Below are 14684 nucleotides of genomic sequence, written 5' to 3' on the forward strand. Positions count from 1 at the left end.
CGGTGAGGAAATGACCTTTCAGGAACTGAAGATCAATCTTGCAGAATGGCTTTTGCTCAAGGTGAAATATCCTTCTGAATATGTGATGGGAACGCCGGGTTTAAGGCGCTTTGATCAATATAAAGGCAAGAAAAAAATCATTCTGACTTTAATTCCGTCCCATGATAATTTGGGAGATCACGCGATTGCCCTGGCAAGCCGGACATTCATAGAAAACGAGTTTCCCGATTTTGAATTAATTGAAATCGGCATCAACGATATTTACAAACATGCAAAAGCGCTCATGCGCATCCGCCACCCCGAGGATATGGTGTTCATCATCGGCGGAGGAAACATGGGGGATTTGTACCGCAATGAGGAATGGACGAGGCGCTTCATTATCAAAACATTCAAGCATTATAAAATCGTCCAGCTCCCAGCAACCGCGCACTTTTCCGAGACGCCCCGCGGTAAAAAGGAACTGAAAAGGGCGAAAAGAATCTACAACTCCCATCGCCGGCTGTTCATGATGGCGCGCGATGATACAACCTATCAATTCATGAAACAGCATTTTTCAAACCAAACGATTGTGAAGCAGCCTGATATGGTGCTTTATTTAAAGAAAGAACAGCAGTCTGCAAGAGAAGGTGTGCTCGTTTGTTTAAGGGAGGATAAAGAAAGCTTTCTCAGGCCGGAAGAGCGTAAAAAGCTGCTGAAGGCTGTCGGTGACGAGTATGGCGGTGCAACAACTTTTACAACGACGATCGGCAGGAGGGTCAGCCGCGTGTCCCGCGAGAAGGAGCTGAACAGGCTTTGGGATCAGCTGAGAGGTGCGGAGGTCGTTGTGACAGACAGGCTGCACGGCATGATTTTTTGTGCGATAACAGGAACGCCATGCGTTGTGATCCGCTCTTTTGATCATAAGGTGCTTGAAGGCTTTCGCTGGCTGAAAGACATTCCTTCGCTGAAGCTTGTGGAAAATCCCGATGCGGCAGAGGTTCTCGGCGCAATCGAAGAGCTGATCAAGACCGGTGATTCGCATCGTGAGACTCCGTCAAGGGATCATTATTTCGCAGATTTAAGACAGAAAATTATGGGTGATATCCAATGAAGCCATTTATCAGTATCATTGTTCCGATGTACAATGTCGAAGATTATATAGAAGAATGCGTCGATTCGTTGCGCAGGCAGACGCTGAAAAATATTGAAATCATCCTTGTCGATGACGGCTCTCCCGACAGATGCGGGGAGATAGCCAGAAAGTACTGCAGCATGGATGCCAGAGTGAAAGTGATTCATAAAAAAAACGGCGGGCTGAGCTCGGCGAGAAATGCCGGTCTTCAAGCCGCGACAGGAGATTATGTCGGGTTTGTCGACGGTGATGATTTTGTATTGCCTGCCATGTTTGAAAACATGTACGCCACTGCCAAAAAAGACGACCTCGATATCGTCATGTGCGGGTATCATAAACATTCCGATACGGAAGACACCTACTTCCCGCCGCCGCTGCCGAGCGATCGCCTCTTGTTGAGCTGGGATATTAAACGCGAGCTCAAAAAGGCGCACGAAACCCGCTTCATCTGGTATGTGTGGCGGAATTTGTACAGGCGCGACCTGCTGAAGAAAAACCAGCTGTACTTTTTTGAAGACATTCGTTTTGCAGAGGATTCGCCGTTTAATTTGTACGCCTTTTATGCAGCGAAGCGGGTGAGAGCGATCGATGACGGCTACTACATGTACAGGTGCAATCCGGATAGCCTGACAGAGGTGCCGTTTAAACCGTACATGGATGAAAGCCTGAAAAGGCAGTACCGGGCGAAAAGGAGATTCTATGAGACGTTTCAGCTTTTGGATGAATGTGCGGACGATCTGGAAACGTACACATGCAAACATCAAATTCCGATGCTTTTAGCCAATGCCTGTGCGGAACCGAAGCCTTCAAAGCAGGTGAGGCGGCATATTAAAGACATTTTGTCTTACCGGATGGTGCAGTCGTGCGTCAAAGCCACGTCTCTCCGCAGCCGCAACCTGTTAATCGGCCAGCGGCTCGTTTTATTGCTATGCAAGCTGAATATTCCGATTCTGCTCGAATTGTTTTTTAAACGAAATCTGCCCAGTAAGGGATGAGCCTTTTGAATAAGACATTTGTTTTGAATCTCGGCGCCAATGTGGCGTCTTTTTTACTATCGGTGCTGTTTTCGATGTGGCTGACGCCTTATGTCATCAAGAACCTCGGTGTTGAGGCGTTTGGGTTTGTCCATCTCACGCAGAATATGATCAATTACTTTTCAATTATTACGGTCGCCCTGAGCGCGGTCGTTGTCCGGTTTTTTTCTGTTTCCGCCCACAGGGGAGCACTTGACGAAGCGAGAGGCTATATGAATACCTATATCGTTTCATCACTGGTGCTTTCAGTCATCTTGTTTTTTCCGCTTGGCGGCACGGTGTTTTTTATCGATCAGATCATTCGCGTTCCCGCCGGTCTTTTGGGAGATGTGCAGATCGCACTTTTGATCGGGAGCCTGCTGTTTCTATTGACCTTTGTGATGTCGGGATTTGCCGCCGGTCCGTTTTTTGCCAATAAAATCTATATTACGAGCATGATCCAAGCCGTCCAAATGCTGATTCGCGTCTTGAGCGTATTGTTGATTTTTGCGTGGTTTGCACCGAAGATCTGGCATATTCAGCTTGCCGCTCTCATCGCAACCGCTTCGGCGTGCATCCTGTCGATCTTTTTCTTTAAGAAATTGATTCCATGGTTTACGTTCCGGGTGAGGGATATGTCGTTTGCAAAGTGCAAAAAACTGCTCCAGGCGGGAGGATGGAGCTCCGTCAGCCAAGTCGGCATCCTGCTGTTTCTGCAAATCGATTTAATGGTGGCGAATGTGATGCTGGGGGTTTCCGAATCCGGCATGTACGCGGCGATCATTCAGTTTCCGCTGTTATTGCGGACGCTTTCGGGAACGCTTGCGGCCGTATTTTCACCTACGATTACACTCTATTATTCAAAAGGCGATAAAGAAGGGCTTGTCCGCTATGCCAACCAGGCCGTCAGGTTTAACGGCATCCTGCTCGCTTTGCCGGCGGCGCTTCTGGGCGGGCTAGCAGGCCCGTTTCTGTCGCTGTGGCTCGGCCCTTCATTCGAACATTTGAAATGGCTTTTACTGATACATGCGGGTTATTTGGTTGTTTCATTAAGCCCGGCGCCGCTGTTTTATATCTTTACCTCCTATAACAAGCTGAGAACACCGGCGCTGACCACGGTTGCCTTCGGCGTTGTCAATTTGCTGCTTGCCATCGTGCTGAGCGGCCCGGCGGGTCTCGGCCTTTACGGAATTGCGCTGGCCGGTGCGGCAGCTTTAATGCTGAAAAACGTCGTCTTCACTCCGATTTATGCGTCAAAGATTACGGGTGAAAGAAAAAGAGTTTTTTATAAAGGCATATACAGGCCGGTTGCCGGCGCTTCATTTACCTTGGCTGTCTGTTACGCTCTTCAATACTTATTTGCGATCGACAGCCTGCTGTCCCTGTTTGTCACGGCGCTGGCTGCGACGGGGGCATACGGCCTGTTTGCCTATTTCGTCATGTTGACGAAAGCGGAACGGCATATTGTCACAACGAAGCTGCAAGCATTTCGATGCTCTTTATCCTTCCCGTTTCAAAAGGGATTTTTTAAATAAAAGAAAGGGGTGCGTTTTTCGTGCTAGCGAAACGGTTTTTCGATCTTGCATTGTCGGTTATTTTGCTGGTCGCACTCAGCCCGGCCATGATCCTGACGGCTTGCCTCATCAGATGGAAAATCGGCTCGCCTGTTTTATTTCGCCAAACCCGGCCGGGGCTGAATGGCGAGCCTTTTACATTATATAAATTCAGAACGATGACTGATGAAAGAGATGAAGCAGGCAATCTGCTAAGCGATGAAAAACGGCTGACAAAGACGGGGCGGCTGATCAGAAAAACGAGCCTTGACGAGTTGCCGCAGCTGATCAACGTCATCAAAGGAGACCTCAGTCTCGTCGGGCCGCGGCCGCTTTTGATGGAGTATATTCCCCTTTATACGAAGCGGCAGTGGAGACGGCATGAAGTCAAGCCGGGCATCACGGGCTGGGCGCAGATCAACGGGAGAAATAAAGTGACATGGGAGGAAAAATTCGAACTCGATGTCTGGTATGTGGATCATCGTTCTTTTTTGCTTGATCTCAAAATCCTTTTGTTGACTGTCGTAAAAGTCTTGAAGTCGGAAGGCGTCAGCCAAGACCGGCATGTGACAGCAGAAAAATTTAGGGGGAGAAGGAATGCCTGATGCAAAACGTGGTGATCATCGGAGCCGGCGGCCATGGGAAAGTCGTCCGGGATCTTGTAAAAGAGCGGCCGGATACGGCGCTTGCCGGTATTCTTGATGACCGGTATGAGGAGCTTCATGTCGAGAACGGTCTGTATCGAGGGCCTTCAGCCGCCGCAGAAGAACTTGCGCGATTGCATCCGGACGCGAAGTTCGTCCTAGCTGTCGGCCAAAACGGCATCAGACAGCAGCTGTATGATCGCCTTGGGCTTCCGCTTGAGCGGTATGCGGTCTTGATTCATCCGTCCGCTGTGATCAGCGGTTCGGCCCGGATTCAAAACGGCACCGTTGTCATGGCGTCGAGCGTCATCCAAGCGGATGCCGACGTCGGCATCCACACGATTGTCAACACAGGTGCGATCGTCGAACACGACAACCGGATCGGCAATTACGTTCATCTTTCGCCGGGAACGGTGTTGACAGGCGGCGTGACAGTTATGGAAGGCGCTCATCTCGGAGCGGGAACGGCGGTCATTCCCGGAAAGACAATCGGACGCTGGAGCGTGACGGGAGCGGGATCAGCCGTGATTCACGACATTCCTGATGATTGTACCGCTGTCGGAGTCCCTGCAAGGAAGATCAAATAACAGCAGTAAAAAGGGTGAAAAACATGAGTCAGAGTAAGCGAATTTATTTATCTCCGCCGCACATGAGCGGAGACGAGGAGCGCTATGTAGCTGAAGCGTTTCGGACAAACTGGATCGCGCCTCTCGGTCCACTTGTCGATACATTTGAAGAAAAGCTTGCCGCCTATGCGGGGACGTCCGGAGCCGCGGCAGTCAGCTCAGGAACAGCCGCAATCCATCTGGCCTTGAAATTGCTCGGCGTCGGCAAAGGCGATAATGTCTTCTGTTCTTCTTTTACGTTTGTAGCGAGCGCCAATCCGATTATATATGAGCAGGCCGAACCGGTTTTTATCGATTCTGAACGGGATACTTGGAACATGTCGCCCGAAGCGCTTGAACGGGCGCTCGACGAAGCGGAGCGTGCCAGGAATCTCCCGAAAGCCGTCATCGTCGTTAACTTGTACGGCCAAAGCGCGAAAATGGACGAGATTATGGCCATTTGCGGTCGATTTGCTGTGCCTGTCATTGAAGATGCGGCTGAATCGCTCGGTTCTGTTTATAAAGGCAGAAAAAGCGGAACCTTCGGACGCTTCGGCATCTATTCGTTCAACGGTAACAAAATCATCACCACATCGGGCGGAGGAATGCTTGTCAGCGATGATGAAGACGCTTTGAAGAAGGCACGCTTTTTAGCCACTCAGGCGCGCGAGCCAGCCATTCATTATCAGCACGAAAAAGCGGGCTACAATTACCGGATGAGCAATGTCCTGGCCGGAATCGGCATCGCTCAGCTTGCCGTTCTGGATGACCGGGTCCATGCCAGACGGGCGGTCTTCAAGCGCTATCAGGAGGCGCTCTCCGGTATCGAAGGTATAGAATTCATGCCTGAAGCCGGCATGTCTAACCGCTGGCTCACGACATTAACGTTTGACACAGCAAAGATTCAAACAACACCGGCGGACATCATTGAACAGCTCGCAAATGAAAACATTGAAGCCCGGCCGTTATGGAAGCCTTTGCACAGACAGCCCCTTTTTAAAGGTGCGGCCTTTTATCCGCACGATGACAAAGGCTCTGTCTGCTGCGACTTATTTCAGCGCGGGCTCTGCCTGCCGTCAGGATCAAGTATGACACCGGCAGAGCAGGATCGGGTAATTCAAATCGTTGCCGACCGGATTAAATATAAATGAGGTGCTAAACATGGCGATTACATATTCCATGGACAGCTTAAAGGATAAGCTGGCAGAAATTTTGGATGTCATTCCAAGGCATTCATCAGTCGTTTACTTGGACTACCCGCTCTACGGAAACGTCGGGGATCTATTGATTATGAAAGGAACGGAAGCTTTTTTTGAAGCATACGGCATCAAGGTGCGCGAAAGATGGAATGCAGAAAATTTCATTCCGGGCCGCCGGATTCCAAAGGAGGCCATCATTGTTTGCCAGGGGGGCGGCAATTTCGGTGATTTGTACCCTCACTTCCAGCAGTTCAGGGAACGGGTGGTCGAACATTACCCGGACAACCGGATCGTCATTCTGCCGCAGTCGATTTATTATGAACATGAAGAAAATGTTAAAAAAACGCGTGACATTTTAGCGGCTCACCCGGATCTGCACTTATTCACGAGGGAAAAGGCATCATTTGAATTTGCCGTCAAGCATTTCGAAGGGGTGAAAAACATCAGAATGATGCCCGACATGGCTCACCAGCTCTGGCCGATTGCAGCGCCTGCCGAAAAGCCGTCTGAGTCCGTTCTGCGTCTGATCAGGACCGACAAAGAAGCAAACAGCAGCCTCCAGAAAGCAGGGGAGCCGGACACGTACGATTGGAACGTCATCTTATCAGAAGGCGACAAACGCGGAATCAAACGCCTGCAGACGATCAATGTCCTCAACAAAAAAGCGGGCAATCCGCTGCCGATCGCTTCTTATTGGAAACGCTATTCTGACAGCCTCGTCGACAAATCAATCCGTTTCTTCAGCCGCTATGAATCAGTCGTTACTTCAAGGCTGCACGGCCACATCTTATCGTGTCTGCTCGGAAAAGAAAACGTAGTAATTGACAACTCCTACGGAAAAAACGCAAATTACTACAACACATGGATGAAGGACATCCCGAATACAAAACTGATTCAACACAATCCGGCAGAAGCAGAAAAACCGCCTGTTCACGTATGACAGGCGGTTTTTTTGCTATGCTTCTTGGCGCTTTACTTTGTTGTAGGCTTCATCCAAATGCTGAATCCGTTTTAAGACGACCGCGTTTTTTGTCAGCTGGTCTTGGACAAGCGTTGACACGACTGAACGGTAGTAGCTGTTCATCGCGTGGATTTTATCCTCATTTGGATGCATTTCAATATGGGTTTTAAAATTTTCTATGAAATAGGGCACAGAGAAAAGTTCTGTCAATGGTAACACTCCTTTTTTAAGTCTATACGGTACGGAACCGATCGTGTAAACTAATAGTGGGAGGGGAGATATGATGAACTTGCATGTACAGCAGCAGCAAACGGCAAAACTTCACTTGACGCAAGGGCTTGCCCAAGCCATTCATATGCTTCAGTATTCGTCGGCCGAGCTGAACAGCCGGATTGACGAACTCTCATTGGAAAACCCCCTGATCGAACGAAAAGACCTCGATATTCCCCGATCATTTTACCATAAAACGAATCGTCATTTGCAAAATGAAGGAATAAGCCATTCTGAGACGGCGCATTCCCGAGAAGATGTCAAAAGCGCCTTGAAACGGCAGGCGCTCGATCTCCGGCTGTCAAGCCGGGAAAAGCGGATTTTTAGCTATTTGGTCGATTCCCTTGATCCAAACGGATATGTGACAGAGGACATCGCCTTTATCGTTTCTGAGCTGGCTGTCACCAGAGAAGAAGCGGAAGAAGTCTTGGGCAAGCTGCAGACTCTTGATCCGGCAGGCATCGGAGCGCGGTCGCTTCAGGAATGCATTCTGATTCAATTAAAGCGTCTGCCAAAGGAGACGGCAAAAGCGGAAAAAGTCATTTCCTCATACTTTGACCTGTTTGCCAAAAAGGGATGGAAAGAGCTGTCGGAGAGAGCGGGGCTTTCGCTTTCAGAGCTTCAGGACATACAAGACCTTGTCGCAGAACTGTCGCCTCGTCCCGGATTGATGTATGGCACGGATGAAGGCGAAGTCTATATCGAGCCTGATTTAATCATTTCAGCAGAGGATGGAAAGTTGGTACTTGAGCTCAGCAGCCGTTCTTTTCCCGACATCCAGCTTAACGCGTTTTACGAGCCGTTTTTGCAGCGTCAGTCAAAAGACGAGGCGACCGCTTATATTTCTGAAAGGTTCAAGCAGTGGAAATGGCTCGACAATGCCCTCAGGCAAAGACGGGAAACGATGCGGAAGGTGATGGCGGAAATCATGGTGCGGCAAAAAGATTATTTTTTAAAAGGGAAAGACGAACTGAAGCCGCTCACATTAAAAGAGATCGCCGATGCCCTCGGCGTTCACGAATCAACAGTAAGCCGCGCAGTCAAAGGAAAAATCGTGCAGACGCCTTTTGAGCTTTGCGAGCTTAAACGGTTTTTTTCGGCGAAGGTAAAGGACGCTGCTGACGGGCATACGTCAAGTCACACAGTCAAAGCGCATCTGCGCCGGCTGATCGATGAAGAAGATAAAATGAAACCGCTTTCAGACCAGAGGCTGGCCGACCTTTTAAACGAAAAGCATGGCGTCGTCATATCGAGGCGGACTGTCGCCAAATATCGTGATCAGCTCAATATACTGCCTTCGTCTGTCAGAAAGAGATATCAATAAAGAAGCCGTCCGGCACGAACACCGGCGGCTTTTTTTTTTACGGGATCATCCACGAAAACAGATGATGCTGCAGGAAAGTGATCATGCAAACCAAGAACAGAAGAAACAGACTGTGTTTTAGTGTAAAGCGAAGCAAGTCGGATTCTTTTCCTGCCAGTCCGACGGCTGCGCAGGCGACCGCAATCGACTGCGGAGAGATCATTTTTCCTGTGACACCGCCTGAAGAATTGGCCGCCACAGACAGCACCGGCTCCATTCCGACCGACTGTGCTGTCACTTTTTGCAGACTGCCGAACAGCAAATTGGCCGACGTATCTGAACCGGTTATAAACACGCCGAGCCAGCCGAGAACGGGAGAAAAGAATGCGAACATTGAACCCGTCATCGCAAGGGACATGCCAAGTGTTGTGCTCATGCCCGAAGAGTTGGTGACATAGGCAAAACCGACAACGGAAGCAATCGTTAATATCGGCTTGCCGAGCTCTTTCAGCGAATCTGTAAACACGGCACCCCATTCCTTCCAAGGCATGCCTGTGACAAACTTTGTCAGTACGGCGGCAATCAGGATCGCCGTTCCCGCCGATCCGGCGAGATCAAGTTTATAAAGTGCTTCAAGCGGTTTTCCGGAGCCATCGAGAATTTGATTGTGCAAAAAAGGCACGCCGGGTGCAAACGTCAGCCTGCCGCCGATGTCATTGATGAACAGCAGCAATGGATTTGAACCTTCATAATGGCCTGTCAGCGCCTGTTTGACAGCTGGAATTCCCCAGACGGAGACCATTGCGGTGAGCAGTAAAAACGGTGTCCACGCCTTGAAAATCTGTCCCGCCGAGTATGAGGCCTTTTGATGTTCAAGCTGATGAGCCTCCGCCGCAGCGGCCATTTCCTTTTCGTGCGAAAATCTGAATGTCGTCTTCGGTTTCCAAAATTTTAAGAAAACAGCGAGTGCGATAAGCGATACGATGGCTGACAAAATATCCGGGAGCTCAGGTCCCAGGAAGTTTGAGCTTACATACTGCGTAACGGCAAAAGAGACACCCGACACGAGAATCGCCGGCAGCACTTCCCATGCCCTTTTGAAGCCGCTCATGATGATGATCAAATAAAACGGGATAAAAACAGATAAAAACGGCAGCTGGCGTCCGACCATTTTTGAAATGTCCATCGCAGGAATCCCCGTCGGCCCTTCAACCGCAATAATCGGGATGCCGATCGCCCCGAAAGCGACAGGCGCCGTGTTGGCGATCAGGCATATGCCTGCCGCATACAACGGATTGAAGCCGAGGCCGACAAGCAATGCAGCCGATATCGCGACAGGGGCGCCGAAGCCTGCCGCTCCTTCCAAAAATGCCCCGAATGAAAACGCTATCAAAAGTGCTTGCAAACGCCGGTCATCTGTAATCGACAATACCGAGCTCCTGATGATTTCAAATTGGCCGGTCTTCACTGTAAGCTTGTACAAAAAAACTGAAGTCACGATAATCCAGCCGATCGGAAGCAGGCCGTAAACCGCGCCTTGCGAAGCCGACATTACAGCCTGATGAGCGGGCATGCCATATACGAAAACGGCCAGCACGAGCGCAATCAGCAAAGTCGTCACACCCGCTGTATACCCTTTCATTCTTTTGATTGCCAGAGCCCAGAAAAAATACAAAATCGGTATAAGCGCTGCAAGCGAAGAAAGCAGCAAACTGTTCCCCAATGGGGTATAATCTTGCGTCCATCCCATCTCCAATTCCCCCTTTGTTCGTCAAAAAAAGCCTCATCTAATCATCTGATGACATGATGATAAGACTGATCATTTAGCATTATATTTCTCAATGTCATAAATTACAATCTTTTTTTGCATGAAGCCGAAGGCTATATGTTCCGGACAGAAAGAACGGTATAATAAAAAATAGCGCATCATGCCCAGTCTGGTTACGAGGTGAAAAAAGTTGAAATACAAACAAATCAAGACGAAAAAAATATACGAAGAAGTCGCAGAAGCGCTTCTAGAATCGATTAAAAGCGGAGAGCTTGAGCCCGGTGACAAGCTTGACTCCGTCCAGGCGCTCGCCGAAAGCTTTCAGGTCAGCCGTTCGGCCGTCAGGGAAGCGCTGTCTGCGTTAAAAGCGATGGGGATGGTCGAGATGAAGCAGGGGGAAGGGACGTATGTGAAAAGGTTTGAGCCTGAGCAAATTTCCATCCCCCTTTCGGCAGCGCTTTTGATGAAAAAGAAAGACGTCGCTGAACTGCTCGAAGTCCGTAAGATTCTTGAAATCGGGGCTGTTTCCAGTGCGGCTCAAAAACGCACGGAGGATGATCTCGGACGCATGCAGGCAGCACTTGAGGATATGAAGCTGGCGGACGGGAACGGCGAACTTGGCGAAAAAGCCGACCTCGCGTTTCACCTTGCGCTTGCCGGCGCCTCGCAAAACGATCTGCTGAAAGGCTTGATGAATCATGTGTCATCGCTCTTAATTGAGACGATGAGGGAGACGCGCAAAATTTGGCTGTTCTCGAAGAACACAACCGTTAAGCGCCTTTATGAAGAACACGAAGCCATCTATCAGGCTGTGAAGGAAAAAGACGGCCAAAAAGCAGAGCAAGCGATGCACAATCATCTGACAAATGTGGAAAATGTGCTGGCCTCATATTTTGAAGAAACGAAACAGGCCGACGAGCCGGCCATATAAGCAGCTGCAAGAGTGAAAACGAAAAAGAAACCCCTTTCAAAAAATTTTACCAAGGTGTAAGATGGAGAAAGAGGGTTTTCTAACCAAGTCATCAGATGACCTGATTTATCGGGTTGGAGAGGGGATCAAGATGAAAGTATCACTGTTTATCACGTGTTTGGTTGACATGTTTCAGTCAAATGTCGGAAAAGCGACGGTTGAACTGCTGGAGCGGCTCGGATGTGAAGTGGATTTTCCCGAAGGGCAGATCTGCTGCGGCCAGCCTGCGTACAACAGCGGCTATGTCAAAGATTCCAAAAAAGCGATGAGACGGATGATTGAGACGTTTGAATCAGCTGAATACGTCGTCAGCCCTTCAGGATCGTGCGCTTTTATGTTCAAAGAGTACCCGCACCTTTTCCGGGATGAGCCGGCCTGGGCGGAAAAAGCGCAGCGGCTGGCTGACAAAACGTATGAGCTGACCGATTTTATCGTCAATGTATTGAAGGTTGAAGATGTCGGGGCGACACTCGAGAAAAAAGCGACTTATCATACGTCATGCCATATGACAAGGCTTTTGGGCGTCACGGACGCGCCGATGAAGCTGCTTCGGCATGTGAAGGGACTGGAGTTCACGCCGCTGCCGCGCAAGCATGACTGCTGCGGATTCGGGGGGACTTTTTCGGTGAAGATGTCGCAAATATCCGAACAGATGGTCGATGAGAAAGTGGCGTGTGTCGAAGAAACAGCCGCAGATGTGTTAATCGGGGCGGACTGTGGCTGCTTGATGAATATCGGCGGGCGGATCGGGAGAAAGAACAAGCCGATTGAAGTCATGCATATCGCAGAAGTGCTGAACAGCAGATAAACAGACATCCGGTCATTTCACAGATAGAGGGGGACATTCGTTATGGCAATGAAGATCGGAACGCAGAAATTTAAAGAGCGCGTGTCAGACGGGCTCGATAACGAGTTTATGAGGGGGGCTGTTTCAAGTGCGCAGGAGCGCTTGAGAGCGCGCCGTCTTGAGGCGGCAAAAGAGCTCGGGAACTGGGAAGAATGGCGGTCTCTGGCCGAAGAAATCAGGCAGCACGTGCTGGAAAACCTGGACTACTACCTTGAACAGCTCGCCGAAAATGTCGCCAAAAAAGGCGGGCACGTATTCTTTGCACAGACGGCTGAAGAAGCGACAGGCTACATCCGCGACGTCGTAAAAAAGAAAAACGGAAAAAAAATCGTTAAATCAAAATCAATGGTGACCGAAGAAATCAACATGAACGAGGCACTTGAAAGCGACGGCTGCGAAGTGGTCGAAACCGATTTGGGCGAATACATCCTTCAAATCGATGATCACGATCCGCCGTCTCATATCGTCGCACCTGCTTTGCATAAAAACAAAGAGCAAATCCGCGACGTCTTCAAAGAGCGGATCGGCTACCGCAACACCGAAAAGCCGGAAGAGCTTGTCATGCACGCGCGCGCCGTGCTCAGAAAGAAATTTCTCGAGGCTGATATCGGCATTACGGGCTGCAATTTTGCGATTGCCGATACGGGATCTGTCAGCCTTGTCACAAACGAGGGAAACGGGCGTCTCGTCACGACCATTCCGAAGACGCAGATTACCGTGATGGGGATGGAGCGGATCGTCCCCTCATTCGACGAGTTTGAGGTTCTCGTCGGCATGCTCACGAGAAGTGCGGTCGGACAGCGGCTGACGAGCTATATCACGGCGCTGACAGGGCCGCGGCTGCCCGGTGAAGTGGACGGACCCGAAGAATTTCATCTCGTCATCGTTGACAATGGGCGTTCGAACATTCTCGGAACGGAGTTTCAATCCGTCCTTCAATGCATCCGCTGTGCGGCCTGCATCAATGTCTGCCCCGTTTACCGTCATGTCGGCGGGCATTCTTACGGTTCGATCTATTCAGGTCCGATCGGGGCCGTATTGTCGCCGCTGCTCGGCGGATATGACGATTATAAAGAACTGCCGTACGCCTCTTCGTTATGTGCGGCTTGCTCTGAAGCATGTCCGGTGAAAATCCCGCTTCATGAGCTGCTTCTAAAGCACAGGCAGCGCATCGTTGAAAAAGAAGGGCGCGCGCCGATATCCGAAAAGCTGGCGATGAAAGCGTTCGGCTTGGGAACTTCTGCGCCATCCCTTTATAAAATGGGCTCCAAATGGGCGCCGGCAGCCATGAAGCCGTTTAAAGAAGACGGCAAAATAACGAAGGGACCGGGTCCTTTAAAACAGTGGACCCAGATTCGCGACTTCCCCGCACCGAACAAGTCAAGGTTCCGCGACTGGTTTGAAGACAGACGGAAAGAGAAGGGGGAAGACAGATGAAAAACGGAACAATCCAAAACAAAGACGGCTTTTTAAACCGGATTGCGGAAAGGCTCGGCCGCAACAGGCGCTCGGCAGGCGTCACCGTTCCCGATTATACCTACCAGCCGCAGCACCGGGTATATCAAGGCTATACACAGGATGAGCTTGTCGGCGTCTTAAAAGACCACTGCCGGAAAATTCATACGGAGCTGATTGAAACAGATGTCATCGGCTTGCATGATGCCTTGTATGAACAGGCATCGCGATTTGGAGGCGGGCCTGTCATCATTCCGAAAGATGACCGTTTTAAAGAGTACGGACTGTCAGGCCTGTTAACAGACAAGTGGCCGAATGAGGGGACAAAAGTGTGGGAATGGAATGCAGAGGCCGGAGATGAAAATATCCAGCGGGCCGAACAGGCTAACATCGGCGTGACATTCAGTGAGATCACGCTTGCTGAATCCGGAACGGTCGTCCTCTTCAGTTCAAAAGACAAAGGGCGTTCCGTCAGCTTGCTGCCGACGACATATATCGCGATCGTGCCGAAAAGCACCATCGTCCCACGGATGACACAGGCAAGCGCAATCATCAAACAAAAGGTTGCAGACGGCGACGTCATCCCGTCCTGCATCAACTATGTCACTGGACCGAGCAATTCAGCCGACATCGAAATGGACCTTGTAGTCGGCGTCCACGGCCCGGTAAAAGCGGCATATATTGTCGTGGCGGACCGGTAACTAAACGATAACAAAAAGATTAGCCTCATGAGCTAATCTTTTTTATTTTGCGATATGACAATTCTGGTGCATACTGTTTTAACGCATCGCTCCACTTTTTTTGCCGGTCATAAAATAGCTGTAGCTCGTTATATTGAAATGCCATTTTTATCGGATTGCCGGCTCTGCATATCCCATTTCTGTTGCTGGTTCCAGCCGCTTGCATCTCATTTATCATTCTCGGAAACACCCTGAAAGAAAGAGTCTATTAAAAATTTAAGGTAATGTTAAGGATAAGATTATTT

Annotated in this window: 14 protein-coding genes; 12 read left to right on the forward strand and 2 right to left on the reverse strand. The window is 49.9% G+C overall.

Annotated elements, in window-relative coordinates:
- Positions 1-10: 10 nt before the first annotated feature.
- The 7 genes from H2R00_RS18415 to H2R00_RS18445 are packed head-to-tail and all read left to right on the forward strand — an operon-like array spanning position 11 to position 7065.
- Positions 11-1090, forward strand: a complete 1080-nt coding sequence (locus tag H2R00_RS18415; protein ID WP_154997040.1) for a polysaccharide pyruvyl transferase family protein — start codon at positions 11-13, stop codon at positions 1088-1090.
- A complete protein-coding gene (locus H2R00_RS18420) occupies positions 1087-2106 on the forward strand; it encodes a glycosyltransferase (RefSeq protein WP_182070022.1) in 1020 nt (339 codons plus the stop codon). Before H2R00_RS18415 ends, H2R00_RS18420 begins: the two co-directional genes overlap by 4 nt.
- The gene (locus H2R00_RS18425) at positions 2103-3659 is read left to right on the forward strand and encodes an MATE family efflux transporter (protein WP_244958254.1); all 1557 of its coding nucleotides are present in this window, start codon (positions 2103-2105) and stop codon (positions 3657-3659) included. Before H2R00_RS18420 ends, H2R00_RS18425 begins: the two co-directional genes overlap by 4 nt.
- 20 nt (positions 3660-3679) lie before the next feature.
- Positions 3680-4282 (forward strand): sugar transferase, encoded by a 603-nt coding sequence (locus H2R00_RS18430; protein WP_154997033.1) that lies wholly within the window; start codon positions 3680-3682, stop codon positions 4280-4282.
- The gene (locus H2R00_RS18435; RefSeq protein WP_182070023.1) at positions 4282-4908 is read left to right on the forward strand and encodes an acetyltransferase; all 627 of its coding nucleotides are present in this window, start codon (positions 4282-4284) and stop codon (positions 4906-4908) included. Before H2R00_RS18430 ends, H2R00_RS18435 begins: the two co-directional genes overlap by 1 nt.
- A 23-nt stretch (positions 4909-4931) precedes the next feature.
- Positions 4932-6077, forward strand: a complete 1146-nt coding sequence (locus H2R00_RS18440) for a DegT/DnrJ/EryC1/StrS family aminotransferase (protein WP_182070024.1) — start codon at positions 4932-4934, stop codon at positions 6075-6077.
- Between the two features lie 10 nt (positions 6078-6087).
- Positions 6088-7065, forward strand: a complete 978-nt coding sequence (locus H2R00_RS18445) for a polysaccharide pyruvyl transferase family protein (RefSeq protein WP_182070025.1) — start codon at positions 6088-6090, stop codon at positions 7063-7065.
- Between the two features lie 15 nt (positions 7066-7080).
- On the opposite strand, the gene yvfG is transcribed toward H2R00_RS18445, so the two are convergent.
- Positions 7081-7296, reverse strand: coding sequence for a protein YvfG (yvfG, locus tag H2R00_RS18450; protein WP_182070026.1), 216 nt, complete (start codon positions 7294-7296; stop codon positions 7081-7083).
- A 70-nt stretch (positions 7297-7366) separates the two neighbouring features.
- On the opposite strand from yvfG, the gene rpoN reads away from it, so the two are divergent.
- A complete protein-coding gene (gene rpoN, locus H2R00_RS18455) occupies positions 7367-8680 on the forward strand; it encodes an RNA polymerase factor sigma-54 (RefSeq protein WP_182070027.1) in 1314 nt (437 codons plus the stop codon).
- Between the two features lie 37 nt (positions 8681-8717).
- Here the strand turns inward: rpoN and lutP are convergent, their stop codons facing one another.
- Complete coding sequence (gene lutP / locus H2R00_RS18460) at positions 8718-10409, reverse strand: L-lactate permease LutP (protein ID WP_182070028.1); 1692 nt, start codon at positions 10407-10409, stop codon at positions 8718-8720.
- A 208-nt stretch (positions 10410-10617) separates the two neighbouring features.
- Between lutP and lutR the strand changes: the two genes are divergently transcribed.
- From lutR to H2R00_RS18480, 4 genes are all read left to right on the forward strand, one after another.
- The gene (gene lutR, locus H2R00_RS18465) at positions 10618-11358 is read left to right on the forward strand and encodes an L-lactate utilization/bacilysin biosynthesis transcriptional regulator LutR (RefSeq protein ID WP_326096965.1); all 741 of its coding nucleotides are present in this window, start codon (positions 10618-10620) and stop codon (positions 11356-11358) included.
- A gap of 130 nt (positions 11359-11488) precedes the next feature.
- On the forward strand, positions 11489-12205 hold the full coding sequence (locus tag H2R00_RS18470; protein WP_020453014.1) for a (Fe-S)-binding protein: 717 nt from the start codon (positions 11489-11491) through the stop codon (positions 12203-12205).
- A 42-nt stretch (positions 12206-12247) separates the two neighbouring features.
- The gene (locus H2R00_RS18475) at positions 12248-13681 is read left to right on the forward strand and encodes a LutB/LldF family L-lactate oxidation iron-sulfur protein (RefSeq protein ID WP_182070029.1); all 1434 of its coding nucleotides are present in this window, start codon (positions 12248-12250) and stop codon (positions 13679-13681) included.
- Complete coding sequence (locus tag H2R00_RS18480) at positions 13678-14400, forward strand: LutC/YkgG family protein (RefSeq protein WP_182070030.1); 723 nt, start codon at positions 13678-13680, stop codon at positions 14398-14400. Before H2R00_RS18475 ends, H2R00_RS18480 begins: the two co-directional genes overlap by 4 nt.
- Positions 14401-14684: the final 284 nt, after the last annotated feature.

The sequence above is a fragment of the Bacillus haynesii genome, assembly GCF_014042035.1.
Taxonomy (GTDB): Bacteria; Bacillota; Bacilli; order Bacillales; family Bacillaceae; genus Bacillus; species Bacillus haynesii.

Excerpts from the sequence above, each read along its gene's own strand:
- H2R00_RS18480 (WP_182070030.1), top strand. The coding sequence starts at position 13,678 with ATGAAAAACGGAACAATCCAAAACAAAGACGGCTTTTTAAACCGGATT.
- H2R00_RS18445 (WP_182070025.1), top strand. The coding sequence starts at position 6,088 with ATGGCGATTACATATTCCATGGACAGCTTAAAGGATAAGCTGGCAGAA.
- H2R00_RS18470 (WP_020453014.1), top strand. The coding sequence starts at position 11,489 with ATGAAAGTATCACTGTTTATCACGTGTTTGGTTGACATGTTTCAGTCA.
- H2R00_RS18425 (WP_244958254.1), top strand. The coding sequence starts at position 2,103 with ATGAGCCTTTTGAATAAGACATTTGTTTTGAATCTCGGCGCCAATGTG.
- H2R00_RS18415 (WP_154997040.1), top strand. The coding sequence starts at position 11 with ATGACCTTTCAGGAACTGAAGATCAATCTTGCAGAATGGCTTTTGCTC.
- H2R00_RS18440 (WP_182070024.1), top strand. The coding sequence starts at position 4,932 with ATGAGTCAGAGTAAGCGAATTTATTTATCTCCGCCGCACATGAGCGGA.
- rpoN (WP_182070027.1), top strand. The coding sequence starts at position 7,367 with ATGATGAACTTGCATGTACAGCAGCAGCAAACGGCAAAACTTCACTTG.
- H2R00_RS18420 (WP_182070022.1), top strand. The coding sequence starts at position 1,087 with ATGAAGCCATTTATCAGTATCATTGTTCCGATGTACAATGTCGAAGAT.
- lutP (WP_182070028.1), bottom strand. The coding sequence starts at position 10,409 with ATGGGATGGACGCAAGATTATACCCCATTGGGGAACAGTTTGCTGCTT.
- H2R00_RS18435 (WP_182070023.1), top strand. The coding sequence starts at position 4,282 with ATGCAAAACGTGGTGATCATCGGAGCCGGCGGCCATGGGAAAGTCGTC.
- H2R00_RS18475 (WP_182070029.1), top strand. The coding sequence starts at position 12,248 with ATGGCAATGAAGATCGGAACGCAGAAATTTAAAGAGCGCGTGTCAGAC.